Here is a 23,468-nt window from a genome sequence, read left to right on the forward strand (position 1 = left end):
GTTGGTCGGGGCCTTAGTTGGACGGGAAGTTGTAGGAGGCACCCGAGGCGTGGGTGGGTTCGGGCCAGCGGGAGGTGACTACCTTGCCACGGGTGTAGAAGGAGACGCCTTCGGGGCCGTAGATGTGCTTGTCACCGAACAGGGAGGCCTTCCAGCCGCCGAAGGAGTGGTAGGCCACCGGAACCGGGAGGGGCACATTGATCCCGATCATGCCCACGGTCACGGAGCGCTGGAACTTGCGGGCGTTCGCGCCGGAGGAGGTGAAGATGGCGGTGCCGTTGCCGTAGGGGTTGGAGTTGATCAGGTTGATGCCTGCCTCCAGATCCTCCACGCGGACCACGACGAGGACCGGTCCGAAGATTTCCTCGGTGTAGGCGGTCATTTCGGCCTTGACGTGGTCCAGGACGGTGGGGCCGACCCAGAAGCCTTCCTCGTGGCCGGGGACCACCAGGTCGCGGCCGTCTACCACCATGGCCGCTCCCGCGGCTTCGGCCTCAGTGACGATCCTGACGATGCGTTCCTTGGAGGCGGGCGTGATGACCGGGCCCATTTCGGCGTCGGGCGCGGTGCCGTTGTTGACCTTGACGGCCAGGGCGCGCTCTTCGACCTTCTTGACCAGCAGTTCGGCGGCGTCGCCGACGGCGACGGCGACGGAGATGGCCATGCAGCGTTCGCCGGCGGAGCCGAACGCTGCGGCGGCGAGGTGGTCCGCGGCGTTGTCGAGGTCCGCGTCGGGCATCACGATGGCGTGGTTCTTCGCCCCGCCCAGGGCCTGGACGCGCTTGCCGTGTTTGGTGGCGGTCTCGTGGACGTACTGGGCGATCGGGGTGGAACCGACGAAGGAGATGCCGTCCACGTCCGGGTGGGTCAGGAGCCCGTCGACGGTTTCCTTGTCGCCGTGCAGGACCTGGAAGACACCGTCGGGCAGGCCGGCCTGCTTCCACAGCTTGGCCAGCAGCATCGAGGCGGAGGGGTCGCGCTCGGAGGGCTTGAGGATGAAGGCGTTGCCGGTGGCGATGGCCATCGGGGCCATCCACAGCGGCACCATCACGGGGAAGTTGAACGGGGTGATGCCGGCGACGACGCCGAGCGGCTCGCGGAAGGAGAAGACGTCGATGCCGGTGGAGACCTGGTCCGAGTAGTCGCCCTTGAGCAGCTGCGGGATGCCGCAGGCGAACTCGATGACCTCAAGGCCGCGGCCGATCTCGCCCTTCGCATCGGAGAGGACCTTGCCGTGTTCGGCGGTGATCAGTTCGGCGAGTTCGTCCACGTGGGAGGCGACGAGTTCGCGGAACTTGAACAGCACGTTGGTGCGCTTGGCCAGGGAAATATCACCCCAGGAATCGGCGGCGGCGCGGGCGGCGGCCACGGTGGCATCCAGGTCCGCCCGGTTGGCCAGCCGCAGCTCCGCGGACACGGCGCCGGTGGCCGGGTTGTAGACGGGCTGGGTGCAGGTACCCTCGCCGGCGGTCTCGGCGCCGTTGATGAAGTGGTTGATGGTGGTGGTGACGGTCGTCGTTGACATGTGATGGACTTCCTTGGTCTGTGGGGGGCTGTGTGTCTGGGAAATCAGCCGAGCAGCTTGCGCTGGCGGTTCTTGTGGTCGGTGTAGGTCGTGAAGGCCTGCCGGGTCGAGTCGAGGTCCGAGACCTGGGAGACGGGAACGTCCCACCATGATTCGGAGCTCGGGGCGTCCAGCAGGGGGTCGGATTCAACGTGGATCAGGATGGGCCCGCCGCGCTCGGGGGCGGCCTTCGCGTCACGGATGGCCTGCTCGAGTTCGGCGATGACCTTCTCCCCCGGTTCGATCCGGATCACCTTTACGCCGAGGGACTCGGCGTTCAGGGCCAGGTCCACCGGGAGGGTTTCGCCTTCGTCGAAGCTGTGCTGCTCCTCGTTCAGGGCCCGGTACTGGGTGCCGAACCGCTGCGAACCCAGCATTTCGGAGAGCGAGCCGATCGAGGCGTAGCCGTGGTTCTGGATGAGGACCACGATCAGCTTGATCCGTTCGGCGACGGCGGTGACCAGTTCGGTGTGCATCATCAGGTAGGAGCCGTCCCCCACCATGACCACGACGTCGCGCTGCGCACCGCCCGCTGCGGCTTCCGCCAGCGCTGCGCGCTTGACGCCGAGGCCGCCGGGGATTTCGTAGCCCATGCAGGAGTAGGCATATTCCACGTGGTAGCCGAAGGGGTCCCGGACACGCCACATCTTGTGCAGGTCACCGGGCAGGGACCCGGCAGCGCAGATGACGACGTCCGCCGCGTCCATGGCCCGGGACGTGGCGCCGATGATTTCGTTCTGGGCCGGCAACGGGGTGAACCGGGTGTCGAACGCTTCGTCCACGGTGGCGTCCCAGCGCCTCTTCTCGGCAGCGACCTGCTGTTCCAGGTCGGCACCGACGCGGTAGCCGCCCAGGGCCTGGTTCAGCTTGACCAGTGCCTTGCGGGCATCGGCCACAATGGGCAGCGAGGTGCCGTGCTTGTACGCGTCGATCGGAGCGACGTTGATGTTGATGAACTTCACGTCCGGGTTCTGGAACGCGGTCCGGGACGCGGTGGTGAAGTCCTCGTAGCGCGTGCCGATCCCGATGATCAGGTCCGCCTCGGCAGCGAAGGCGTTGGCCGCCGTCGTGCCGGTGGAGCCGATCGCGCCGAGCGAGAACCGGTGGTCCCACGGCAGGACACCGACCCCGGCCTGGGTGTTGCCCACCGGGATGCCCGTCAGCTCGACGAACTTCGCGAGCTCATCGTTGGCGTAGGCGTACAGGACGCCGCCGCCCGCGATGATGAGCGGGCGCTTCGAGGCACGGATGGCTTCGGCGGCACGGCGGATGTCCTCGTCCTCGGCGTCGGGACGGCGGATGCGCCATTCGCGTTCGGCCAGGAACTCCCCGGGCACGTCGAAGGCCTCGGCCTGGACATCCTGCGGCAGCGAGATGGTCACGGCGCCGGTCTCGGCCGGGTCCGTCAGGACGCGCAGGCCGTGGTGGAACGCGGAGAACAGCTGCTCGGGCCGGGTGACGCGGTCGAAGAACTTCGACAGCGGCCGGAAGGCGTCGTTGACGGTGATGTCGTAGGCGTAGGGCTGCTCGAGCTGCTGCAGGACCGGGTCCGCGGCGCGGGTGGCAAAGGTGTCACTCGGCAGCAGCAGCACCGGCAGGCGGTTGGTGGTGGCCAGCGCCGCCCCGGTGAGCAGGTTGGAGGAACCCGGCCCGATCGAGGTGCTGATGGCGAACGTCTGGCGGCGCCGGGTGTGGCGTGCGTAGCCCACGGCCTGGTGCGCCTGGGCCTGCTCATTGCGGCCCTGGTAGTACGGCATGATCGCCGGATCCAGCTGCTGGTACTGCTTGAGGGCCTGGCCGACACCGGCAACGTTGCCGTGCCCGAAGATGCCGAACGTTCCGGGGATCAGGCGTTCCCGGTAGTCCAGCCCGCCGACAGAATCAACGGTGTACTGCTTAGAAAGGTATTCCACCACGGCCTGGGCCACGGTCATTCGACGGGTTCCGGCGGCTGTGCCAGTTCTGATCCCCATGGGAATTACTCCGATACTTCTGCGGTGTGGGCTGATGCGGTGTGGTGAAGGAGGGAGGCCGCGGTGGCCACGGCGCCGGCAACATCGCCGTCCTGCGGATACAGGAGGGTCCGGCCGACGGTGAGGCCCTGCACGCCGGGAAGGGCCAGGGCGGCTTCCCAGGTGGCGAAGACTTCGTCCTGGGTTCCTTCCGGGTCTCCGCCCAGCAGCACCGTGGGCATGGTGGTGGCGGCCATGACGCGCTCCATCCCGGCCACCACGGGCAGCTTCATCCACGTGTAGGCGCTGGTTGAACCCAGGCCCTCGGCGATGGCGATGGACTTGATGACGGCGTTGGTGGACAGGTCGTTGCGGACCTTACCGTTCTCGCGGACGGACAGGAAGGGCTCCACCATGGCGATCAGCTTGCGTTCGGCGAGGGAGTCGATGGCCTTGGCCGTCGCTTCCAGCAAGGAAACGGTGTCCGGGTCGCCGAGGCAGATGCGCGTCAGCATCTTGCCGCCGTCGGCCCCCAGGGCTTCCAAGGCTGCGGCGGTGTGCCCAGTGAAGCGGTCATCGAATTCGTTGACCAGGCCGGCCAGCCCGCCGCGGTTCATCGATCCGAAAATCAGTTTGCCGTCGAGTGCGCCCAGCAGTAGCAGGTCGTCCATGATGTCCGGCGAGGCGAGCACGCCGTCCACGTCGGGGTTGGCCAGCGCGATCTGGAGGCGGTCCAGCAGCTGCCGCCGGTCCGCCATGGCCACGGGATCGTTGCCGACGGCGAGGGCACCGCGGGCGGGGTGGTCTGCGGCGACGATGAAGTTCTGCCGGCCGTACTTAAGCCCGGGGTGGCGGCGCCGCGCCTTGGCAGCGCGGGCAACGGCATCCGGATCCTCCAGGCGGATGGTGCTCAGGTGCGCGTAGCGGCGCGGGTCGTCGTCGAGGGCATTGTTCGAGGCGATGGGCGTGAGGGTCACAGTGCTGCTCCTTCGGTGGCGAACTGCCCGGGAACCAGGCGGCCGCGTTCGGCCAGCAGCGAGGTGACCTCGGCCGGCGTCGGCATCGCGTCGGCGCAGGACAGGCGGGATGCGACGATCGCACCGGCGGCATTTGCGTAATCCAAAACCTGGGCCAACGGCCAGCCGGACAGCAGTCCGTGGCAGAACGCTCCGCCAAAGGAATCACCGGCGCCGAGGCCGTTGACGGTCTCCACCGGAACGGGGGCGGACACCACGCGTTCCGTGCGGGTCTTGGCCATCACGCCTTCGGGGCCGAGCTTGACGACGGCGATTTCAACGCCGGCTGCCAGGAGCCGGTCTGCCTGCTCATCCGGGGTTCCCTCCCCCACTGCGACGGCACATTCCTTGTCGTTGCCGATCGCCACCGTGACATGCGGCAGAATCTTGGCGACCTGCGCCCGGGCTTCCTCTTCCGACGCCCAGAACATGGGTCGGTAGTCCAGGTCGAGGATGGTGTACTGGCCCTCCTTCAGGCCGGCGTGCGGGCGTGCTTCGTGCGCTTTGATGTGCGCCTCGCGGCTGGGCTCCTGGCACAGGCCGGTAACCGTGGACCAGAAAATCCGCGCGTCCCGGATGGCATCCAGGTCCAGCTCTTCGGCCTTGATCTGCAGGTCCGGGGCCGTGGGGAACCGCCCGTAAAAGTAGAGCGGGAAGTCTTCCGGCGGCTTGATCGCACAGAACGTGACCGCGGTGGGCCATTCCTTCACCGCCGTAACGAACGTATCGTCCACGTTGAACTTGCGCAGTTCACGGTGCAGGTACGTGCCGAAAGCGTCATCGCCCGTACGGGTGACCACACCGGTACGGCGGCCGTGCCGTGCGGCTGCGACGGCCACGTTGGAAGGTGAACCACCGAGGTACTTTCCGAAGGACGTGACGTCCTCCAGATCCACCCCGATGTCGTTCGGGTAGATATCAACGCTGATGCGCCCGATCGTGAGCAGTTCGTGGGTCACGGTAATCGCGGACCTTTCTGGTTTGAACTCTGTACCTCTGAACAGAGAGAGCTCCGGTTCCTGGCGGACCCCCGTGAGCGGGGCCACAACCACTACTTTGCCCTAGAATTATTGTCCTGTCAAAGGTTTGTACTGACATATTTACAACTTGGCATAGGCTGCTGAATTGGCACCCGCAGAACAGTTCGGCGGGTGCTTAAAACCGGGGCTATTTGCGGGGAACCGCCAGTTCTCCGGTGACATACTGGGCCCGCCCGAAGCCGAATGACCAGTCGCCGGCGCCGTTCTCCACGTACCCAATAAACACGTCCTCACCGGCCACGCCCAGCGCTTCCAACCGGCCGGCGATCGCCGCAAAGAGAGACTGCTTGGCTTCCTGGCTACGGCCGCCCTGCGTGAAAATCTGGATCATGACCACGTCCGGCGTGCGCTCAAACCCGAGCCCGGCGTCTTGGGCAAAGATCTGCCCCTGGGGGTGTTCGGTGAGAACGTGGAAATAGTCGCGCTCCGGGATCCCGTACTCGGCAAGGATCGCGTCGTGGATCCCCCGACTCAACAGACCCAGGGCCTCGGGGCTACGGCCCTGGTTAACATCAATTCGCACAAGCGGCATGTGGGACTCCTCAAATAGTTTGTCCTGACATACTAACAAACTATTCCCACGGGCAACAAGGCGCAGCCGAAAAATAAGCCCTTGCATGACTGCACACGCCGGGAGTAGCCTTAAACAACCAATAGGTTGATAAAGCAATTGATTGACTAAGGGGCGGAGTGATTCGCAGGCCATGGACACGGGCGATGATGAACTGCTTGACGCGGCCTTCCTGGCCCTCGCCGATCCGGTCCGCCGTCGCATCATCTCCCGGCTCAGCCGGGGCCCGGCCACCGTAAACGAACTGGCGGAACCCTTCGCGATCACCAAACAGGCGGTCTCGAAGCACATCCAGGTCCTCGAGCAGGCGCAATTGGTCACCCGCACGCGTGACGCCCAGCGCAGGCCCGTCCACCTGAACCCCGCACGGCTGGAGGCGCTCACCGCATGGATTGACCAGTACCGGTTGGTCCGCGAGGGGCAGTTCCGCAGCCTCGATGCCGTGCTCCAATCCAGGGCCGCCGCAAGCGGCACACAGGCAAAGGACCCATCATGAGCAACGAACTGAAACTCAGCATCCCTGAGGGGCAGCCCTTCATTGACTACGAGCGTGAATTCGATTTCCCGGTGGCGGACGTGTTCCGCGCCCACAAAGACCCGGACCTGATCGTCCAGTGGCTCGGCCCGCGGGGACTCAAGATGGAAATCAACCATTACGATTTCCGCACCGGCGGCGGCTACAGCTACATCCACACAGGACCGGACGGCGTCGCCTACAAATTTAGCGGCGTCTTCCATACTGTCCGCGAAAACGAGTTCGCCGTCCAGACCTTCGAGTTCGGCGGCTACCCTGACGTTGTCAGCATCGAGTTCCTCACCTTTGAGGACGTGGGCGGCGACAGGTGCCGCATCGTGGGCCACTCCGTATACCCGAGCCAGGCGTCCCGCGACGGCATGGCGCAGTCCGGCATGGAGGGCGGCATGACGGAGGGCTATGAGCGGCTCGATGAACTCCTCGGCGGGGCTGCCGGCAGCCGGGAGGCCGGGAAGGAAACGGCATGAGCAACGCACTGAGGCTCGTGGTCCCGGAGAATCTGCCGTTTGTGGACTCCGAGCGGGAGTTTGATTACCCGGCGGCTGCGGTCTTCCGCGCGCATGTGGATCCCGGGTTGTTCCGGCAATGGATCGGACCGCGGGAACTGACCACGCGGATTGACGAATTCGACTGCCGTCCCGGCGGAGCGTACCGCTTCGTGCAGGAGGGCAGGGACGGCCGCGAGCATGCGTTCCGCGGCGTCTTCCACACAGTGCGCGAGAATGAGTTCGTGCTGCAGACATTCGAGTACGAGGGGTACCCGGATGTGGTCACGCTGGAGTATGGAACGTTCGAGGATTTGCCGGATGGACGCTGCAAACTCACCGGCAGGTCCGTCTACCCCAGCGTGGAAGCCCGCGCCAGGTTCCTGGCTGACGGCATGGAAGCCGGCATAGCCGCCGGCTATGAGCAGCTGGACGGGATCCTCGGCCAGCACGTCAGGCAGCAGCGGACGGACTGATAAGCAAAAAAGAACGACGGCGTCCGGTTACCTTCCCTGGGGAAGGCGGCCGGACGCCGTCGTACTTTGAAAAGTTCGTACCTTGAGGGCCGGACTTAGAGAGTCGCGAAAACCTCGCGCAGCAGCTTGGCGGTCTCGGACGGCGTCTTGCCGACCTTCACGCCTGCAGCCTCAAGCGCTTCCTTCTTTGCCTGGGCCGTGCCCGCGGAACCCGAGACGATGGCGCCGGCGTGGCCCATGGTCTTGCCTTCCGGAGCAGTGAAGCCTGCCACGTAGCCGACAACCGGCTTGGTGACGTGGGCCTTGATGTAGTCCGCGGCACGCTCTTCGGCGTCGCCACCGATCTCGCCGATCATCACGATCGCCTTGGTCTCGGGGTCGGCTTCGAACGCTTCGAGGGCGTCGATGTGCGTGGTGCCGATGACCGGGTCGCCGCCGATGCCGATGGCGGTGGAGAAGCCCAGGTCGCGCAGCTCGTACATCATCTGGTAGGTCAGGGTGCCTGACTTGGAGACGAGGCCGATGGGGCCTTTGCCCGTGATGTTTGCCGGGGTGATGCCCACGAGGGCTTCGCCGGGGGTGATGATGCCGGGGCAGTTCGGCCCGATGATGCGGGTGACCTGCTTGCCATTGGCGTCGACCTTGGACTGTGCCAGTGCCCAGAACTCAGCGGAGTCCTGGACCGGCACGCCTTCGGTGATGACGACGACCAGGCCGATGCCGGCCTCGATGGCTTCAACAACGGCGTCCTTGGTGAAGGCCGGCGGTACGAAGACGATGGAGACGTCGGCGCCGGTCTCGGCGATGGCTTCCTTGACGGTGCCGAAGACGGTGATTTCGTTATCGCCGTGCAGGACGGTGGTGCCGGCCTTGCGGGCGTTGACGCCGCCCACGACGTTGGTGCCGGCCTTGAGCATCAGGGCGGTGTGCTTGGTGCCTTCGCCGCCGGTGATGCCCTGGACGATGACCTTGGAGTCCTTGTTCAGATAGATAGACATGGTGCGTCCCTTTACTTAGCTGCGTTGGCGAGCTCGGCGGCCTTGTCGGCGCCCTCGTCCATGGTGGCGGCCAGGGTAACCAGCGGGTGGTTGGCCTCGGCCAGGATGCGGCGGCCCTCTTCGACGTTGTTGCCGTCGAGACGGACAACAAGCGGCTTGTTGGCGGAGTTTCCCAGCTCAGCCAGTGCACCCACGATGCCCTTTGCCACAGCGTCACAGGCGGTGATGCCGCCGAAGACGTTCACGAACACGGATTTGACCTGCTCGTCGCCCAGGATGACGTCCAGACCGGCAGCCATAACCTCGGCGGACGCTCCACCGCCGATGTCCAGGAAGTTGGCGGGCTTGACGTTGCCGTGGTTTTCGCCGGCGTAGGCAACGACGTCAAGGGTGGACATGACCAGGCCGGCGCCGTTGCCGATGATGCCAACTTCGCCGTCCAGCTTGACGTAGTTGAGGTCCTGCGCCTTGGCCTTGGCCTCGAGCGGGTCAGCAGCATCCTTGTCTTCGAGGAGTACGTGCTTGGGGTGACGGAAATCGGCGTTCTCGTCCAGGGTGACCTTGCCGTCAAGGGCAACGATCTCGCCGGCGCCGGTCTTTACCAGCGGGTTGACCTCAACGAGGGTTGCGTCCTCCTTCTTGAAAACGTCCCACAGCTTCAGGATTACGTCGGCGACTTTGCCACGCAGTTCCTCAGCGAAGCCTGCAGCGGCAACGATTTCATCGGCTTTGGCCTGGTCGATGCCCACAGCGGGATCGATGGCGATTTTGGCGAGCGCCTCGGGGCGTTCGACGGCGAGCTGTTCGATTTCCATGCCGCCTTCAACCGAGCACATGGCCAGGTAGTTGCGGTTGGCCCGGTCCAGCAGGACGGAGAAGTAGTATTCTTCGGCGATGTCCGCGCCCTGGGCGATCATGACCTTGTTGACCGTGTGGCCCTTGATGTCCATGCCCAGGATGTTGGTGGAGTGCTCCAGAGCCTCATCGGCGGTCTTGGCGACCTTAACGCCGCCGGCCTTGCCTCGGCCACCGACCTTAACCTGTGCCTTGACGACAGTTACGCCGCCGATCTTCTCGGCAGCTGCCTTTGCTTCTTCAGGGGTGTGCGCCACGATGCCAGCAAGCACGGGTACACCGTGCGCCTCGAACATATCGCGCGCCTGATATTCAAACAGGTCCACGGTTTAGTGTCCTTCTACGTCGAAGTAGTTTCTGTACAGCCGGACCCCACGTAATCGTGGTTACCGGGCTGCGGAATAAACGCACCCTGCGGCAGGTTTGGAAACGAGCCACACGGCGCAATGCTCCTCTCGGAACTCTAGTCCTTTCTGCGGACCGGCCCGTTCCAGAGTACCTGTTATGTGAGTAAGGACACTATTCTATGGAGCGTAGAAAAACCCCTAGATTACGGGCTTTTTGGCGCCTCCGAGGGCGTGGCTGAGGCGTTTTCACTGCCGCCGGAAACTAGTTCGTAATGGTCCCGGGAAATGAAGAAGGCAACCCCCGCTGAGACGTTTCCGCAGGCCACGCCCCCGTTGTAGGCCGAGCAGCGCAGGCCGTTCCGCTCAAGGTTCTGGCCGTCCTCCAGGACGGGCAGCTGGGATACGGGGCCCGCTTTGCTGCCTTTGGGCCCGAATTCGGCTTCCATCTGGGTCACTCCGGAGCGGCATTCCCCGTAGCTCGCCTTGTCCGGCGTGAGCAGGGCTGCGCCGCCCAGGTAGCCCAGGCCGGTGCCGGCACAGTCATCCGCCACATCCGCGGCTTCGGGTTTGGGGTACCTGGCCAGCTCGCAGTGCGCCACCGGAACGATGGCGAGCCTGTTGTTTCCGGCGTCGCTGAACGCGTTCTGTTCATACGGCAGGTTGACGTGCTCGCCGCGCGCCGACGTGAGGGAGCAGACGGTGTTGCGGTCCGCCGTGACGAAGCTGAGGACGTCCCCGCCTGCGGAGAAGCCGGCGGCGTCCGCCACGGGGGCCTGTTTCAGCTGCTCAAGCACGGGTAGCGGCGGTGGGGGCACATAGTCCGGGTCCTTTTGGGTGATGGTGCACGCTGTGCAGGCCATCAGAATGAGGGCGGCCAGGATCCCCAGTACAGTCCGTCGCATGGCACCCATTATGCCCGTAAGTGCTAGGCGTCCAGTTTGGTCAGCGGTGCGTACCTCAGCAGCAGGCGCTTTTCGCCGACGCTGAACTTAACCTTTGCTACGGTCTTGTCCCCCGCGCCTTCGACTGCCAGGACGGTGCCGTTGCCGAAGCTCGTGTGGTTCACCTGGTCCCCGACGCTGACGGCAACGACTTCCTTTTGCGGCTGCACACGGTTCTTGGCGACGGCGGCAGGAACATCGGCGTTGAACCCGGCGGAAGGGCTCGCCGCGTTGCCGCGGGCCGTGCCCGCGCCCCAGAACGATCCGCCGTACCGGCTGGACCCGATGGGGGCCCCGCTCCCCCAGCCGCTGACCTGCCGGGAGGTGCCTTCACGCCGCCATTCCACCAGTTCCGCGGGAATCTCCTCGATGAACTGGCTGGCCGGGTTGTACTGGCTCTGGCCCCACATGCTGCGGACTTCTGAACGTGTCACATACAGGCGCTTCCGGGCACGGGTCAGGCCCACATAGGCCAGCCGGCGCTCCTCCGCGAGCTCCTTGGGGTCGGTGGCCGAACGCTGGTGCGGGAAGAGGCCGTGCTCCATGCCGGTGAGGAAGACCACCGGGAACTCGAGGCCCTTGGCCGTGTGGAGTGTCATCAGCGTCACCACGCCCAGCCGTTTGGCTTCGGCCACGGCGGCGGCCAGCTCGTCGGCGGTACCCGCCGGGGCATCCGGGATCTGGTCGGCGTCCGCCACGAGGGACACCTGTTCCAGGAAGGCGCCCAGGGAACCTTCTGGGTTCTCCTGTTCGTATTCGCGTACTACGGCGACGAGTTCCGCAAGGTTCTCTACCCTGGACTCGTCCTGGGGATCCGTGCTGGACCGCAGCCCTGCCAGATACCCGGTCTGCTCCAGGACCGCTTCCAGGGCAGCAGCCGCACCGGAGCCGCTTGCCACCTCGGCAAGGTCGTCGAGGAGCTTCACGAAGCCCAGCACCGCGTTGACCGAGCGGGTGGCCATCCCGGGGGCCTGGTCAGCACGGCGGGCGGCGTCCATGAACGAGGTCCGTTCGCGTTCGGCCAGTGCGGCCACGGCGCCCTCGGCGCGGTCGCCGATGCCGCGCTTGGGTTCGTTGAGGACCCTGCGCAGGTTGACGTCGTCGTCGGGGTTTACCAGGACGCGCAAGTAGGCGAGGGCGTCCTTGATTTCCTTGCGCTCGTAGAAGCGGGTGCCGCCCACCACCTTGTACGGCAGGCCGACGCGCACCAGGACGTCTTCGATGGAGCGGGACTGGGCGTTGGTGCGGTAGAAAATGGCGACGTCTCCGGGGCGCAGGTTGTCCTCGTCCTGCAGCCTGTCGATTTCCTTGGCGATGAACTGGGCTTCGTCGTGTTCGTTTTCGCCCACGTAGCCGATGATTTTGTGGCCTTCGCCTTCGGCGGTCCAGAGCCGCTTTTCGGGTCGGTTGGGGTTTCGGGAAATCACCGAGTTGGCGGCCGTGAGGATGTTCTGGGTGGAGCGGTAGTTCTGCTCCAGCTTGATGGTGCGGGCGTTCGGGTAGTCCTTTTCGAACTCCACGATGTTGCGGATATCGGCGCCGCGGAAAGCGTAGATGGACTGGTCCGAGTCGCCCACCACGGTGAGTTCGGAAGCCCCTGGACCCTCGCCCACGATCTCGCGGACCAGCGCGTACTGGGCGTGGTTGGTGTCCTGGTATTCGTCCACCAGGACGTGCCGGAAGCGCCGGCGGTACGATTCGGCGAGTGCCGGGAAGGCGCGGAACATGTAGACGGTTTCGGCGATGAGGTCGTCGAAGTCCATGGCGTTGGCCTGGCGCAGCCGCTGGGTGTAGCCCTTGAAGACGTCGGCCACTGCAGACTCGAAGGGATCGTTATGGTTGGCGGAGGAGGAGTAGGAATCGGCGTCGATGAGCTCGTTCTTGAGCGCCGAGATCTTGTGCTGGATGGCCTTGGGTGCGAATTTCTTGGGGTCCAGGTCAAGGCTCTTGGACACCTGCGTGACAAGCCGCAGGGAGTCCGCGGAGTCATAGATGGAGAAATTGGACTTGAGCCCAACGTTGGCGGCTTCCTGCCGGAGGATGCGCACGCAGGACGAGTGGAAGGTGGAAATCCACATGATCTTGGCGCGGCCGCCCACCAGCGCCTCGATGCGCTCCCGCATTTCCGCGGCGGCCTTGTTGGTGAAGGTAATGGCCAGGATCTCACCGTGATGCGCCCGCCGGGTGGCGATCAGGTATGCGATCCGATTGCTGAGCACGCGTGTCTTGCCGGATCCGGCTCCGGCCACGATGAGCAGCGCGCTGCCGGCGTACTTGACCGCTTCTTCCTGCTGGGGGTTGAGGCCCTGCAGGAGTTCGTCCACGCCGGGCAGCTTCGGACGTGACCGTTCCCCCTCGGATTCCGGCCCGCCGTTCCCGTAACGCGCCGGATCTTCCCCGGCTGCGGGGCGCGACTTGGTGAGTGCTGCCGCTTTCGGGGCAGCCTTGAACGGTCCGTCAGCATACGGGTCAAACAACATATCCATGGTGCTATAAGTCTAGGCGGTGGGGCCGACACTCACTTCCGGGCCGGCCGGCTTCACTCCGCAGCGAATGAAGTGGCCTTACTCCACCGAGCCTGACTCGAGGGCGGCACGGAGCTGCCGGACCGCCGTCGTGCCTCCCGCAACGAACCACTCGAGTCCGTTGACGCGGACGACGTCGACGGCGCCGCCGGCAGCAAGCACAATGGCTTTGCCGGGAAGCCAGTCCCATTCAGGGCAGCTGTGCTGGAACCAGCAGTCGAGCTCGCCGTCGGCCACCCGGCTGAGGTCGCAGGACCCTGATCCGAACATCCGCAGCGATGCGGCAGCGGTGGCCGCGGAGTGCCAGGGCATGGCGCACAGCGGGTCCGCGAGCCACGTGGGGTGGATGTAGGTGGCGGCGCCCTGTTCGGCCAGCGGCTTCAGCGTCCGGGCGCCGCCGTCCGCCTGGAAGGAGGCCAGCCGTTCACCGTTCAGGGTGGCGGGCCGGGTGGTTCCGCCCAGCCAGAGCTTGTCCTCTTCGGGCTGGAAAATTGCCCCAAGAACCGTGCCGGCGGCGTCCTTGAGGGCGAGCGCGGAGCACCAGTAGGTGGAGCCGTGCAGGAAGTTGTAGGTACCATCCACGGGGTCGATCACCCAGGTCCGGCCGCTGCTCCCGTCCACGGAGGCGCCTTCCTCCCCCAGGATGCCGTCGTCCGGGCGGCAGCGCCGCAGCTGCTCGAGGACGTAGGCTTCGGCGGCGTGGTCGGCAGCGGTGACAACATCGGATATCGAGGTCTTCTGCTGCCCTTCCAGGCCGCCCTGACGCATCATGAGTGCCAACATGCCCGCTTCCCGGACCAGTGCCTCGGCCAGCTGGTAGTCGTCCAGTCCCGCGTTCAGTTCCGCCGCGCTGTGCCTGCCAAGTTTGTGTCTTCCAAGTTCCGTCACGCGTCCCAGCCTATCCGCGGCCACCGGCAGCTGAACAGCAACAGGGAACAGTGAGCAGGACCAGCGATAATGAACCCATGGCCAAGACCCCAGCTCAGCGGATCAAGAAGCACGGCGCCAACGCGTCCGTTCCCCAGCACCATCTGCCGCCGGTGATCAACCCCACCACCCAGCGGTCGCCGGAGAAGGCGCGGGACAACAGCAATGTGATCCTCATAGCGGGTGTGGTGGCCAGCCTTTTCCTGTTCTGGTACCTGCATCTGCTGACGCTGAACCAGCTCACACAGCTGTCCGGCGGCCTGCCCATGCCCGATTCGCTGATCGGCGGCTTTGACCAGGCATTCGTGGACCAGCTGAGGGCGGCCATGAATGAGGAAGCCCGCGGCCAGCTCAACTACGTCCACAAGACGGCAGGCACCCTGTTTCCGCTGATCTTCGGCTTCACGTGGCTTCTGCTGATCGGGACCAATGTTGCCCGCAAATCGCTGAGATGGGCTCTCTGGGCGCTCCCGCTCCTCTTCGCCGCCGTCCGGCTGTGGGGAAACGTCGCCGTTGATTCCATGATGTCGGCGTCCACGGCCGACGGCGGCCAGGTGGCCTTGGCCTCGGCCCTCACCGTTGCCGGTTGGGTATTGCTCGTGCTGAGCCTGGTGGCAGGCGGCGCCGCGGTGTTCCTGGGACGGAAGTCCGGGAAACAGCAGTAGGCAGGCTCCCGGCTGCCAGGTGTGACACCCCGCCACGCCCCAGGGCACCTCTCCCCATACCGCTTTGGTTTCACACCGCGTAGCGTGACGGACAGCTGTCCAATGGGGCGGACAACTTAACATTGGGGGGAATCATGGGGGAAGTGCGGTCCGATCCGCATCTCAACATCTTTGAGATCAGCGGCCTCGCCTGGGCAACGACAGTTCACAAAGCGGCCGCCGTCCTGGCAGCCGAACCCGGCGGCTTCGTCAGCGCCGCTGATGTCTTGGCCGTCGAGGCGGTCGGTGAACCCAGCCCGGAGGACACCCGGATGGTCGATGCCGAACTGGCAAGGGCCGGGATTGTGGATGCGGCAGGCAACATTTCAGCGCAATGGGTGCTGGCGGTCTGGACGTCAGCTTTCGCTCCCATCAAGGTCACCACCGTGTCCCGGGCCGGGCTGGAGTCTTCGCACTGCGAGCTGGGGCTCGCCGGCGGCCGCGGCATCGCGGTGTCCTACCGGCGCCGTCTCAGCCGCACAACGCTCGGCGTTGAGGTGGCAGAAGTCAGGAACGCCGTCGAAATCTCCTTCTTCCGGGCGGAAGACGCCTGGGCTGCAGCGGCCCGTAGCCTGCCGGCCGTGGCCGAACTGCATGCCGCCCCCTCCGGCGCCTCCGGCTTCGACGGCGAGCACACCACCATTCCGCTCGCAGCCCTCCCTCCGTCCTTGCAGCCAGTCGCTGACGGTGTACCGGCCGCCATCGCACATGCCCGTTGTACCGTGCATTTGGGGGTGGCTGCGTCGGACCCCGGCAGCGGACGGATCCGCTACAGCGCGGCAGTGTGGGCGCTGGCGGACCGGCTCTACTCGCTGCGCACTGAGCCGGGCACAGGGAACCTATCCGCCGTCGACGTGCCGGCGGGCGACGTCGGCCGTGATTTCGCGTGGCGGATCCTCGGTGCCCGCGAATTCCTTGCCAGCTCAGCGGTGCAGGCGGCCTGACGATGACTCTTTATGGAATGGACGTTGAGTCCGGCCGGCGCCTCAGCGAGGACTTCGCCCGGGCCAGCGAGCGGCTCCTGGCACTGAGCGGCAGCATCACACCCCTAGTGAAGGCCACACCCTGGCACGGGCCCGACGGGCAAAAGTTCCAGGAGGACTGGACGGGGCACCGGCAGCAGCTGATCGGTACGGCGCATGCCCTCAAGGCGGCGTCGAACGCGGTGAGGCGCAACGTCGAGGAGCAGCTTGTTGCCAGCGAAACACGGGGCCTGGAGGCCGGACAGCCAGGGCACGCGGGCGCCGCCTCATTGTTCGACCGGCTGAACGATAGCATCGCAGGCGGAGCCGGGGATCTCTGGGACGGTGCCGGCGGTTTCATCAGCACCGTGGAAGATTCAGCCAGGGCGGGCTGGAACCTTTTTCAGGACGTTGCTCCGCCCGGCATCGGGAACCTGATGGACGCCCACGCAAACCTTCATGACCGTCTCGGCAATTTCGGCGACATGGGCTGGCGCTGGTTGACCACAGGGGAACCGCCTTCCATTACCGAGTTCGGCTCCAACACTGTGTTGCTGGGCGCTGCGGCCGCCACCCTGGGCATCACCATCAGGACCTTGGGAGCCTATAACCCGCACCTGTTCGACGACGGGCGTCCTGTCGCCGGTGATCCGATTCCCGTGGGCGTGGGCGACCCGGGCGCAGCCGACGAAGGCGTCCGCCTGAACACTCCGGTCCCGTCGACAGTCAGCGCCATCATGGACAGCACCATCGCCGCGTACAGTGACCAGGGCCAGCCGGGGACGCCGGACACGAGCGTCCGCATCACCGCGGTCCACAAGCCCGGCGAGCCTGACGCGTACATCATCAGTATTCCCGGTACCACCCGTTGGTGGCCGGACGGGGCGAACAACCCGACGGACCTCACCGGGAACCTGGAGCTCGCAGGCGGGAACCTCTCCACCGCTGCCGAAGCGGTCCGGTTGGCGATGGAAAAAGCAGGCATTCCGCCCGGCGCCCCTGTCATGCTGTCCGGGCACTCGCAGGGCGGAATGATCGCAGTTTCCCTGGCGTCGAATCCCGAATTCACCGAGAGATTCAACGTCACGAATGTCGTGACCTTTGGCTCACCGATAGATTCGACGCCGATCCCTGCCGACATCGACGTCCTTGCCCTGCAGCACGCTGGAGATCCCGTACCGAAGGTGGATTTGGGTGACGCCGCCGTGGCGCCTGACGGCCGGATATCCGCTACTCAGGACAATGCGGCCACTAAGATCACGCTGCCCAACCCTGCCGGCGACCCCGGTATCGCGAATATGAATTACCACGATGGCGGCAAGTACGTGGAGTCCGCCGCTGCAAACGAGGCGGGCGGTCAGATCGCCGAGTACAGTCAAAAGGCGTCAACACAAAAATTCACCACCACGGATCCCGGCCAAGTAACATCCACCGCGTCCAATTTGTCCCGAAAGCAGTGAGTATGCGCAGCTTCCGTAGAATCATCACCCGAGCACTCATCTTGGGTGCGGTGGCCATTGCGCTCTCAGGGTGCGTTTTCGGCGGGGCATCACGGGCTGACCGCCTGGAGTCTTCGTTGAGGGACGCAGCCATGTCCGTTCCGGGGATCAAGTCCGTCAGCGTCAATGCAAACGCCAACACGTCGGGAAACTTCATCGTCGTGAAGCTCGTCGGGGATACCGATGACAAGTCCGAGCTCACGGAGATCCTCAGGACCGCGATCCCTGCTCTCCTGGACAGCATCAAGGATCTTGAATCCGGTACGTTTGGCGTCAGTATTTTCTCCCCGGACGACTCCGTGTCGGCGGAGCCGGGCGAGCTCGGATATTCCGGGTCAAGCTCGCTGGTTCGTTACCGCGAGTTCTTTTCCGAGTAGCCGGCGGGACGGTCGGCACGGCCTCACCGCGTGCCGCCCGCCCCCGCGGCGCCCCGTGCAGCAGCGGCGCCCAGCGCAGCCTTCCGGGCCTTCAGTTCCTGGCGCACCCGCTGGCCTATGACCAGGCCCACAGCGGCCAGGCCGATGGTGACGGGATAACCCATGAACCGCTCCAAGGTCCCCGGCTCGGGCACGTCCATCCCGGTGGCGCCGCCAAGGCCCAGTGCCACGAATGAGGTTGCCCCGCACGCCAGGATGAACCAGCCGAGTGGCGATTGCCGCAGCCAGAGCGCACCCAGCAGCAGCAGTGCGAGGGCTCCCCCGATGAAGAACATCAGGGCGCCGGCAAGGTGCACGGCGAAGAATCCGGCGTCCTCGGGGACCACTCCCACGATGATGGTCCCGGTGCCCGCGGCGAAGGTCAGAACCTTGGCGCCGACAGCTGCGAACCACGGGGAACGGCGGGCCGGCGCGACGGGGATGCGGACGCCGGGCCGGGCGGCGATGCACAACAGCGCCGAGCTGAGGAGCAGCGCCCCCAGCAACATTCCCAATCCCTGCAACACGAACGAGGCATTCATCAGCGCATGCAGGGGCGAGCAGACATTCCTCTCCTCGTGGATTCCACAGTGAATGGCGCCGAGGTCGCTGATGAATCCGGTTCTGCGGCTGTACTGCTCCGGTCCCGCCCATGCACCGATCACAGCGGCTTCGGCCACGAAATACTGCAGGACACTGAGCTTCGCCCACGCGCCGAAATACTCCCTGGTGGAGGCGATGTTCGGGAGGAATCCGGCCCGGGACAACGTTGCTGGTGTTGCTGCAGTCATGCCAAGAGCGTAGTACGCGCTGGTACCTTGTATGCTTGTATCCGTGCCCGAACAGGACGGCCTGGTGCCAACCGGTTCGGTCGCCCGCCCTCGTAGCTCAGTGGATAGAGCACGGCTCTCCTAAAGCCGGTGTCGTTGGTTCGATTCCAATCGAGGGCACTTGAACTTCCAGCCGCAGAATGCAGCACGGGACCCTGCGGTACACCAGCCGCAGGAATTCGATCTGCGCGCCTACCTGCTGGGCAGCTGGTCCGTGGAGCGCACCCTGTGGGACCGCAGCTCCGACGCCCGGGGAACCTTCACCGGCGTCGTCCGCTTTTCCCCGAACGACGACGGCGGCCTCGCCTTCCATGAAGAGGGCACCATGCACTGGCCTACTCCGGCCGGCGACAGGTTCACCGGCCCCGCGAGCCGCGACTACGTCCTGCATCCCACCGCCGTCCCCGATGCCATGGACATGATGTTCCCCGACGGACGGCCGTTCCACCGGATGAGCTTCCGGGATGAGTCCAGCCAGGATGAGCACTGGTGTGACCCGGACACCTACCGCGTCACCTACGCACTCCGCGGGCCGGACGAGTTCAGCTACGCCTGGGACGTTCACGGGCCCCGGAAGGACCAGCTCCTGGAATCCGTACTGCGCCGGCTGGGCCCTAACGGGGCAGGTCCGACCGGGCCAGGCCCGAATGGGCTAGGGTCGTAGCCGTGAAAGACCGAATTGTTGTGTCCGCCGTCTGCGTCTATGACGAGGCCGGCCGGCTGCTGACCGTCCGCAAGCGCGGCACGGACAAGTTCATGCACCCCGGCGGCAAGCCCGAACCCGGCGAATCAGCAGCCCAGGCCGCCTCACGTGAACTGCTGGAGGAAGTGGGCATCGACGTAGCCCCCGAAGACCTTTTGCGCATGGGCGTCTGGCTTGCCGACGCCGCCAACGAGGCCGCCACGGATATCGAGGCAACGGTGTTTACCGCACCGGGCACCTGGAGCGCGCACCCCTCCGCGGAGATCGCCGAAATCCGCTGGCTGGACCTTGCCGCCGAACTGCCGGCGGACCTTGCGCCCCTGCTAACGGACCACATCCTGCCCGCCTTGGCGGCAGGACGGGCCTAAAGGGCCAGGGCTAAAACTCCGGAACGGCCTCTTCGACCACGGCACTCGCCTCCGCGAACTGCGTGCGGTAGAGCTCCGCGTACCGGCCGTCCGCCGCAAGCAAGCCGGTGTGGGTGCCGCGCTCCACGATGGCGCCGTCCTCCACCACCAGGATCATGTCCGCGGCGCGGATGGTGGACAGCCGGTGGGCGATCACAACCGCGGTGCGGCCCTCGAGCGCTGCCCCCAGCGCAACCTGGACGGCTGCTTCGTTGGTGGAATCCAGGGCTGCCGTGGCCTCGTCCAGGATGACGACGCGCGGCTGCGCAATCAGCAACCGGGCAATCGTGAGGCGCTGGCGTTCACCGCCGGAAAGCCGGTAGCCGCGCTCCCCCACCACCGTGTCAAGGCCGTCCGGCAGCGACCGGATCATGTACTCGAGCCGGGCCTGCCGCAGCACGTCCCACATGTCCGCTTCGGTGGCGTCCGGGCGGGCCAGCCGCAGGTTGGACGCGATGGATTCGTGGAAAAGGTGCCCGTCCTGGGTCACCATGCCCAGCGTCGCCCGCATCGAATCAAAGGTGGCGTCGCGGACGTCCAGTCCGCTCCCGGGCACTGTTCCGCCGAGGCGTACGGCGCCGGAATCGACGTCGTAGAGCCGGGACAGCAGCTGGGCGATGGTGGACTTGCCGGCCCCCGAGGAACCCACCAGGGCAACGGTCTGGCCCGGTTCCACCCGGAAACTGATGCCGTGCAGCACTTCCTCGCCGCCGCGGGTGTCCAGGGTGGAGACATCCTCGAGCGATGCCAGGGACACCTTGTCCGCTGAGGGGTAGGCGAACCGGACGTCGTCGAACTCCACCGAGACGGGACCCGGCGGCACCTCGACGGCGTCGGGCTTCTGCTGGATCAGGGGCTTGAGGTCGAGGATTTCGAAAACCCGCTCGAAGCTGACCAGGGCACTCATGATTTCCACGCGGGCGTTGGAAAGCGCGGTGAGCGGCGCGTACAGGCGGGTGAGCAGCAGTGCCAGCACCACGACGTCGCCCGCGGCGAGCTGGCCGCCCAGCGCAAGCCAGCCACCCAGCCCGTACACCAGGGCCAGCGCCAGTGCCGAGACCAGCGTCAGGGCCGTGACGAACGTGAACTGCAGCATCGCGGTGCGGACGCCGATGTCCCGGACGCGCCCGGCACGGACGGCGAACTCGCGGGATTCCTCGTCGGGGCGGCCGAAGAGCTTGACCAAAGTAGCGCCGGGGGCGGAGAACCGCTCAGTCATCTGGGTGCCCATGGCGGCGTTGTGCTCGGCGGCCTCGCGCCGCAGGTCGGCCAGCTTGGAACCCATCCGGCGGGCCGGAATGAGGAAGATTGGCAGCAGGATCATGGCCAGCACGGTCACGAGCCAGGACTTGCCCAGCATGACTACGAGGGTCAGCGCCAAGGCCACCACGTTGCTGACCACACCGGACAGCGTGCCGGCGAAAGCCGACTGGGCGCCGATGACATCGTTATTCAGCCGGCTGACCAGGGCACCTGTCCGGGTGCGGGTGAAGAAGGCGATGGGCATTTTCTGGACGTGGTCGAACACCTTGGTGCGCAGGTCCACGATCACGCCCTCGCCGATGGTGGAGGACAGCCAGCGGGTTACGAGTCCCAGTCCGGCCTCCGCGACGGCCACTGCGGCGATGAGCACCGCCAGCCGGATCACGACGTCGGCGCCGACCCCGGCGATGATGGCGTCCACCACCTGGCCGGCAAGGACGGGGGTGGCCACCGCAAGGACTGCCATGGCGATGGACAGCAGCACGAAGGCGATCAGTTTGCGGCGGTGCGGCCGGGCGAAGCCGAATACCCGCTTCAACGTCGCCTTTGAGAACGGCTTGGAACCGCTGGCGGCCCGTGTGATGTTGTAGAGGGAGCTCCACGCTACCCGGTCCATGCTCATCGGGTCTGGCCTTTCATGACGCGGTCCCTAGTGCCCGGGGATGATGCGGTGCCCGGGGATGATGCTGCGCCCGGTGCAGCCGCGCCGGCGAGCAGTTCGGTCACCACACCGCCCTCCACGTTCCAGCGGACGTCCAGGCGCACGTTTTCCAGCAGCCTTCGGTCGTGCGTGACCAGTAGCAGGGCGCCATCGTAGCTTTCCAGTGCCTCCTCGAGCTGCTCGATGGCGGGCAGGTCCAGGTGGTTGGTGGGTTCGTCCAGGACCAGCAGGTTCACGCCGCGCGCCTGCAGCAGGGCAAGGGCGGCGCGGGTCCGTTCGCCCGGGGAGAGCGAGTCGACCGGGCGCGATGTGTGGTCCGCTTTGAGTCCGAACTTGGCCAGCAGGGTCCGGACCTCCGCCGGAGTCAGCTCCGTCAGGACAGCCTCGACGGCGTCGCCCAGGCTGAGGTCACCTGCGAGCAGGCCACGGGCCTGGTCGATCTCGCCAATAGCTACGGAGGCGCCCATGGCGGCATTGCCGGAATCCGGCTGCCGGATCCCCAGCAGGAGCCGGAGCAGCGTGGACTTGCCGGCCCCGTTGGGACCGGTGATGCCGATGCGCTCCCCGGCGTTGAGCTGCAGGTTGACCGGGCCCAGCGTGAAGTCACCCTGGTGGACGACGGCGTCCCTCAGCGTTGCCACAACGGCACTGGAGCGCGGGGCCTGGCCGATGCTGAACTGCAGCTGCCACTCCTTGCGCGGCTCCTCCACTTCGTCGAGCCGGGCAATCCGCGACTCCATCTGCCGCACTTTCTGGGCCTGCTTCTCCGACGACTCGGTGGAGGCCGCACGGCGGATCTTGTCATTGTCAGGGCTCTTCTTCATGGCGTTCCGGACACCCTGGGAGCTCCACTCACGCTGGGTCCGCGCGCGGGAAACGAGGTCCGCCTTCGTTGAGGCGAACTCCTCGTACCGCTCCCGGGCATGGCGGCGGGCCACGGCACGTTCCTCCAGGAACGCCTCGTAGCCGCCGTCGTATACCGCCACCGAATTCTGGGCGAGGTCCAGTTCCACGATGGTGGTGACACAGCGGGCCAGGAACTCACGGTCGTGGGACACCAGGACCGCACCGCCGCGGAGCCCCTGCACGAACGCCTCCAGCTTGGCCAGCCCGTTGAGGTCAAGGTCGTTGGTGGGCTCATCGAGGAGAACCACATCGAAGCGGCTCAGCAGCAGGGCAGCCAGCGCCACGCGTGCCGCCTGACCGCCGGACAGCCCCGTCATAAGAGCCTGAGGCCCCACATCCAGGCCAAGGTCGGCAAGGACCGGCGCGATCCGTTCGTCCAGGTCCGCCGCGCCGGAGGCCATCCAGCGGTCGAATGCCAGGGAGTAGGCGTCGTCGGCGCCGGCGGCACCCGAGCCCAGGGCTTCCGCCGTGGATTCCATGTCAGCCGTTGCCTGTGCACAGCCGGTCCGGCGGGCGACGTATTCCGCCACCGTCTCGCCGGCGACGCGCTCGTGTTCCTGCGGCAGCCAGCCAACGAAGGCATCGGCCGGGGCCAGGCTCACCGATCCGGCCAGTGGCTGGTCCACACCTGCCAGCAGCCGGAGAAGGGTGGATTTGCCGGCGCCATTGGCGCCAACAACGCCCACAACGTCGCCCGGGGCCACGGTGAGGGAAAGTTTTGAGAAGAGTGTGCGGTGGTCGTGACCGCCTGAAAGGTCTTTGGCAACAAGGGTTGCAGTCATTAGTCCATCCTCTCACTGCGGCCCAAAACGGCCTGGAATCCGGCCGGACATGGAAGAACCCGCCGGTCCGGACTTGGGGGGTGTACGGACCAACGGGTTCGAC

General features: G+C 66.0%; 22 protein-coding genes and 1 tRNA gene. 10 read left to right on the forward strand and 13 right to left on the reverse strand.

Features of this window, described 5'->3' with window-relative positions; all coding sequences use genetic code 11:
• Positions 1-13: 13 nt before the first annotated feature.
• The 5 genes from J2S97_RS10830 to J2S97_RS10850 all read right to left on the reverse strand — a co-directional run bounded on the left by J2S97_RS10830 (position 14) and on the right by J2S97_RS10850 (position 6,104).
• Entirely contained in the window at positions 14-1,525 is a 1,512-nt protein-coding gene (locus J2S97_RS10830) for a CoA-acylating methylmalonate-semialdehyde dehydrogenase (protein ID WP_307049216.1), read from the reverse strand.
• 44 nt (positions 1,526-1,569) lie between these two features.
• Positions 1,570-3,498, reverse strand: coding sequence for a 3D-(3,5/4)-trihydroxycyclohexane-1,2-dione acylhydrolase (decyclizing) (gene iolD, locus J2S97_RS10835; RefSeq protein ID WP_307049371.1), 1,929 nt, complete (start codon positions 3,496-3,498; stop codon positions 1,570-1,572).
• A gap of 44 nt (positions 3,499-3,542) precedes the next feature.
• Entirely contained in the window at positions 3,543-4,493 is a 951-nt protein-coding gene (locus J2S97_RS10840) for a Cgl0159 family (beta/alpha)8-fold protein (RefSeq protein WP_307049217.1), read from the reverse strand.
• Entirely contained in the window at positions 4,490-5,491 is a 1,002-nt protein-coding gene (gene iolC / locus J2S97_RS10845; RefSeq protein ID WP_307049219.1) for a 5-dehydro-2-deoxygluconokinase, read from the reverse strand. Before iolC ends, J2S97_RS10840 begins: the two co-directional genes overlap by 4 nt.
• A 208-nt stretch (positions 5,492-5,699) precedes the next feature.
• Complete coding sequence (locus J2S97_RS10850) at positions 5,700-6,104, reverse strand: tautomerase family protein (RefSeq protein ID WP_307049221.1); 405 nt, start codon at positions 6,102-6,104, stop codon at positions 5,700-5,702.
• 172 nt (positions 6,105-6,276) lie between these two features.
• Here J2S97_RS10850 and J2S97_RS10855 point away from each other — a divergent pair, with 172 nt between their 5' ends.
• From J2S97_RS10855 to J2S97_RS10865, 3 genes are read left to right on the forward strand one after another with little or no spacing between them, the layout of a single operon-like run.
• Positions 6,277-6,639: an ArsR/SmtB family transcription factor gene (locus J2S97_RS10855; RefSeq protein WP_307049373.1), complete on the forward strand. Its 363-nt coding sequence runs from the start codon at positions 6,277-6,279 to the stop codon at positions 6,637-6,639.
• On the forward strand, positions 6,636-7,145 hold the full coding sequence (locus tag J2S97_RS10860; protein ID WP_307049222.1) for an SRPBCC family protein: 510 nt from the start codon (positions 6,636-6,638) through the stop codon (positions 7,143-7,145). Before J2S97_RS10855 ends, J2S97_RS10860 begins: the two co-directional genes overlap by 4 nt.
• Positions 7,142-7,639, forward strand: coding sequence for an SRPBCC family protein (locus tag J2S97_RS10865; RefSeq protein WP_307049224.1), 498 nt, complete (start codon positions 7,142-7,144; stop codon positions 7,637-7,639). Before J2S97_RS10860 ends, J2S97_RS10865 begins: the two co-directional genes overlap by 4 nt.
• A gap of 95 nt (positions 7,640-7,734) precedes the next feature.
• Here the strand turns inward: J2S97_RS10865 and sucD are convergent, their stop codons facing one another.
• From sucD to J2S97_RS10890, 5 genes are all read right to left on the reverse strand, one after another.
• Positions 7,735-8,637, reverse strand: a complete 903-nt coding sequence (gene sucD, locus J2S97_RS10870; RefSeq protein WP_307049225.1) for a succinate--CoA ligase subunit alpha — start codon at positions 8,635-8,637, stop codon at positions 7,735-7,737.
• Positions 8,638-8,648: 11 nt separating this feature from the next.
• Positions 8,649-9,818 carry an ADP-forming succinate--CoA ligase subunit beta gene (gene sucC / locus J2S97_RS10875; protein WP_307049227.1) on the reverse strand — a complete coding sequence of 390 codons (1,170 nt, stop codon included), beginning with the start codon at positions 9,816-9,818 and terminating at the stop codon, positions 8,649-8,651.
• A 224-nt stretch (positions 9,819-10,042) separates the two neighbouring features.
• The gene (locus J2S97_RS10880; protein ID WP_307049229.1) at positions 10,043-10,750 is read right to left on the reverse strand and encodes a hypothetical protein; all 708 of its coding nucleotides are present in this window, start codon (positions 10,748-10,750) and stop codon (positions 10,043-10,045) included.
• 14 nt (positions 10,751-10,764) lie between these two features.
• Positions 10,765-13,260 (reverse strand): DNA helicase PcrA, encoded by a 2,496-nt coding sequence (gene pcrA / locus J2S97_RS10885; RefSeq protein ID WP_373460545.1) that lies wholly within the window; start codon positions 13,258-13,260, stop codon positions 10,765-10,767.
• A gap of 84 nt (positions 13,261-13,344) precedes the next feature.
• A complete protein-coding gene (locus tag J2S97_RS10890) occupies positions 13,345-14,193 on the reverse strand; it encodes an inositol monophosphatase family protein (protein ID WP_307049233.1) in 849 nt (282 codons plus the stop codon).
• A gap of 77 nt (positions 14,194-14,270) precedes the next feature.
• On the opposite strand from J2S97_RS10890, the gene J2S97_RS10895 reads away from it, so the two are divergent.
• The 4 genes from J2S97_RS10895 to J2S97_RS10910 all read left to right on the forward strand — a co-directional run bounded on the left by J2S97_RS10895 (position 14,271) and on the right by J2S97_RS10910 (position 17,774).
• Positions 14,271-14,897 (forward strand): hypothetical protein, encoded by a 627-nt coding sequence (locus tag J2S97_RS10895; protein ID WP_307049235.1) that lies wholly within the window; start codon positions 14,271-14,273, stop codon positions 14,895-14,897.
• A gap of 134 nt (positions 14,898-15,031) precedes the next feature.
• A complete protein-coding gene (locus J2S97_RS10900; RefSeq protein ID WP_307049237.1) occupies positions 15,032-15,880 on the forward strand; it encodes a hypothetical protein in 849 nt (282 codons plus the stop codon).
• A 2-nt stretch (positions 15,881-15,882) separates the two neighbouring features.
• Entirely contained in the window at positions 15,883-17,358 is a 1,476-nt protein-coding gene (locus J2S97_RS10905; protein ID WP_307049238.1) for a PGAP1-like alpha/beta domain-containing protein, read from the forward strand.
• A 2-nt stretch (positions 17,359-17,360) separates the two neighbouring features.
• The gene (locus tag J2S97_RS10910) at positions 17,361-17,774 is read left to right on the forward strand and encodes a hypothetical protein (protein ID WP_307049240.1); all 414 of its coding nucleotides are present in this window, start codon (positions 17,361-17,363) and stop codon (positions 17,772-17,774) included.
• Positions 17,775-17,797: 23 nt separating this feature from the next.
• Here J2S97_RS10910 and J2S97_RS10915 read toward each other — a convergent pair whose 3' ends face one another.
• Positions 17,798-18,604 (reverse strand): DUF998 domain-containing protein, encoded by an 807-nt coding sequence (locus J2S97_RS10915; RefSeq protein ID WP_307049242.1) that lies wholly within the window; start codon positions 18,602-18,604, stop codon positions 17,798-17,800.
• A gap of 86 nt (positions 18,605-18,690) precedes the next feature.
• Here J2S97_RS10915 and J2S97_RS10920 point away from each other — a divergent pair.
• From J2S97_RS10920 to J2S97_RS10930, 3 genes are all read left to right on the forward strand, one after another.
• Positions 18,691-18,763: transfer RNA gene (locus J2S97_RS10920), tRNA-Arg, on the forward strand.
• A gap of 1 nt (position 18,764) precedes the next feature.
• The gene (locus tag J2S97_RS10925; protein ID WP_307049244.1) at positions 18,765-19,307 is read left to right on the forward strand and encodes a DUF6314 family protein; all 543 of its coding nucleotides are present in this window, start codon (positions 18,765-18,767) and stop codon (positions 19,305-19,307) included.
• Between the two features lie 2 nt (positions 19,308-19,309).
• A complete protein-coding gene (locus J2S97_RS10930) occupies positions 19,310-19,714 on the forward strand; it encodes an NUDIX hydrolase (protein WP_307049246.1) in 405 nt (134 codons plus the stop codon).
• Between the two features lie 10 nt (positions 19,715-19,724).
• Here the strand turns inward: J2S97_RS10930 and J2S97_RS10935 are convergent, their stop codons facing one another.
• Both J2S97_RS10935 and J2S97_RS10940 read right to left on the reverse strand, forming a co-directional pair.
• Complete coding sequence (locus J2S97_RS10935) at positions 19,725-21,638, reverse strand: ABC transporter ATP-binding protein (RefSeq protein WP_307049248.1); 1,914 nt, start codon at positions 21,636-21,638, stop codon at positions 19,725-19,727.
• Positions 21,635-23,365, reverse strand: coding sequence for an ABC-F family ATP-binding cassette domain-containing protein (locus J2S97_RS10940; protein ID WP_307049250.1), 1,731 nt, complete (start codon positions 23,363-23,365; stop codon positions 21,635-21,637). The genes J2S97_RS10935 and J2S97_RS10940 overlap by 4 nt, the downstream gene beginning before the upstream one ends.
• Positions 23,366-23,468: the final 103 nt, after the last annotated feature.

Source organism: Arthrobacter oryzae (genome assembly GCF_030812315.1).
Lineage (GTDB): Bacteria > Actinomycetota > Actinomycetes > Actinomycetales > Micrococcaceae > Arthrobacter > Arthrobacter oryzae_B.

Coding starts and splice junctions, on each gene's coding strand:
- iolD (WP_307049371.1), bottom strand. CDS start 3,498: ATGACCGTGGCCCAGGCCGTGGTGGAATACCTTTCTAAGCAGTACACC.
- J2S97_RS10915 (WP_307049242.1), bottom strand. CDS start 18,604: ATGACTGCAGCAACACCAGCAACGTTGTCCCGGGCCGGATTCCTCCCG.
- J2S97_RS10880 (WP_307049229.1), bottom strand. CDS start 10,750: ATGGGTGCCATGCGACGGACTGTACTGGGGATCCTGGCCGCCCTCATT.
- J2S97_RS10855 (WP_307049373.1), top strand. CDS start 6,277: ATGGACACGGGCGATGATGAACTGCTTGACGCGGCCTTCCTGGCCCTC.
- J2S97_RS10905 (WP_307049238.1), top strand. CDS start 15,883: ATGACTCTTTATGGAATGGACGTTGAGTCCGGCCGGCGCCTCAGCGAG.
- J2S97_RS10830 (WP_307049216.1), bottom strand. CDS start 1,525: ATGTCAACGACGACCGTCACCACCACCATCAACCACTTCATCAACGGC.
- pcrA (WP_373460545.1), bottom strand. CDS start 13,260: ATGTTGTTTGACCCGTATGCTGACGGACCGTTCAAGGCTGCCCCGAAA.
- J2S97_RS10900 (WP_307049237.1), top strand. CDS start 15,032: ATGGGGGAAGTGCGGTCCGATCCGCATCTCAACATCTTTGAGATCAGC.
- J2S97_RS10865 (WP_307049224.1), top strand. CDS start 7,142: ATGAGCAACGCACTGAGGCTCGTGGTCCCGGAGAATCTGCCGTTTGTG.
- J2S97_RS10935 (WP_307049248.1), bottom strand. CDS start 21,638: ATGAGCATGGACCGGGTAGCGTGGAGCTCCCTCTACAACATCACACGG.
- sucD (WP_307049225.1), bottom strand. CDS start 8,637: ATGTCTATCTATCTGAACAAGGACTCCAAGGTCATCGTCCAGGGCATC.
- J2S97_RS10860 (WP_307049222.1), top strand. CDS start 6,636: ATGAGCAACGAACTGAAACTCAGCATCCCTGAGGGGCAGCCCTTCATT.
- J2S97_RS10940 (WP_307049250.1), bottom strand. CDS start 23,365: ATGACTGCAACCCTTGTTGCCAAAGACCTTTCAGGCGGTCACGACCAC.
- J2S97_RS10895 (WP_307049235.1), top strand. CDS start 14,271: ATGGCCAAGACCCCAGCTCAGCGGATCAAGAAGCACGGCGCCAACGCG.
- J2S97_RS10910 (WP_307049240.1), top strand. CDS start 17,361: ATGCGCAGCTTCCGTAGAATCATCACCCGAGCACTCATCTTGGGTGCG.
- J2S97_RS10850 (WP_307049221.1), bottom strand. CDS start 6,104: ATGCCGCTTGTGCGAATTGATGTTAACCAGGGCCGTAGCCCCGAGGCC.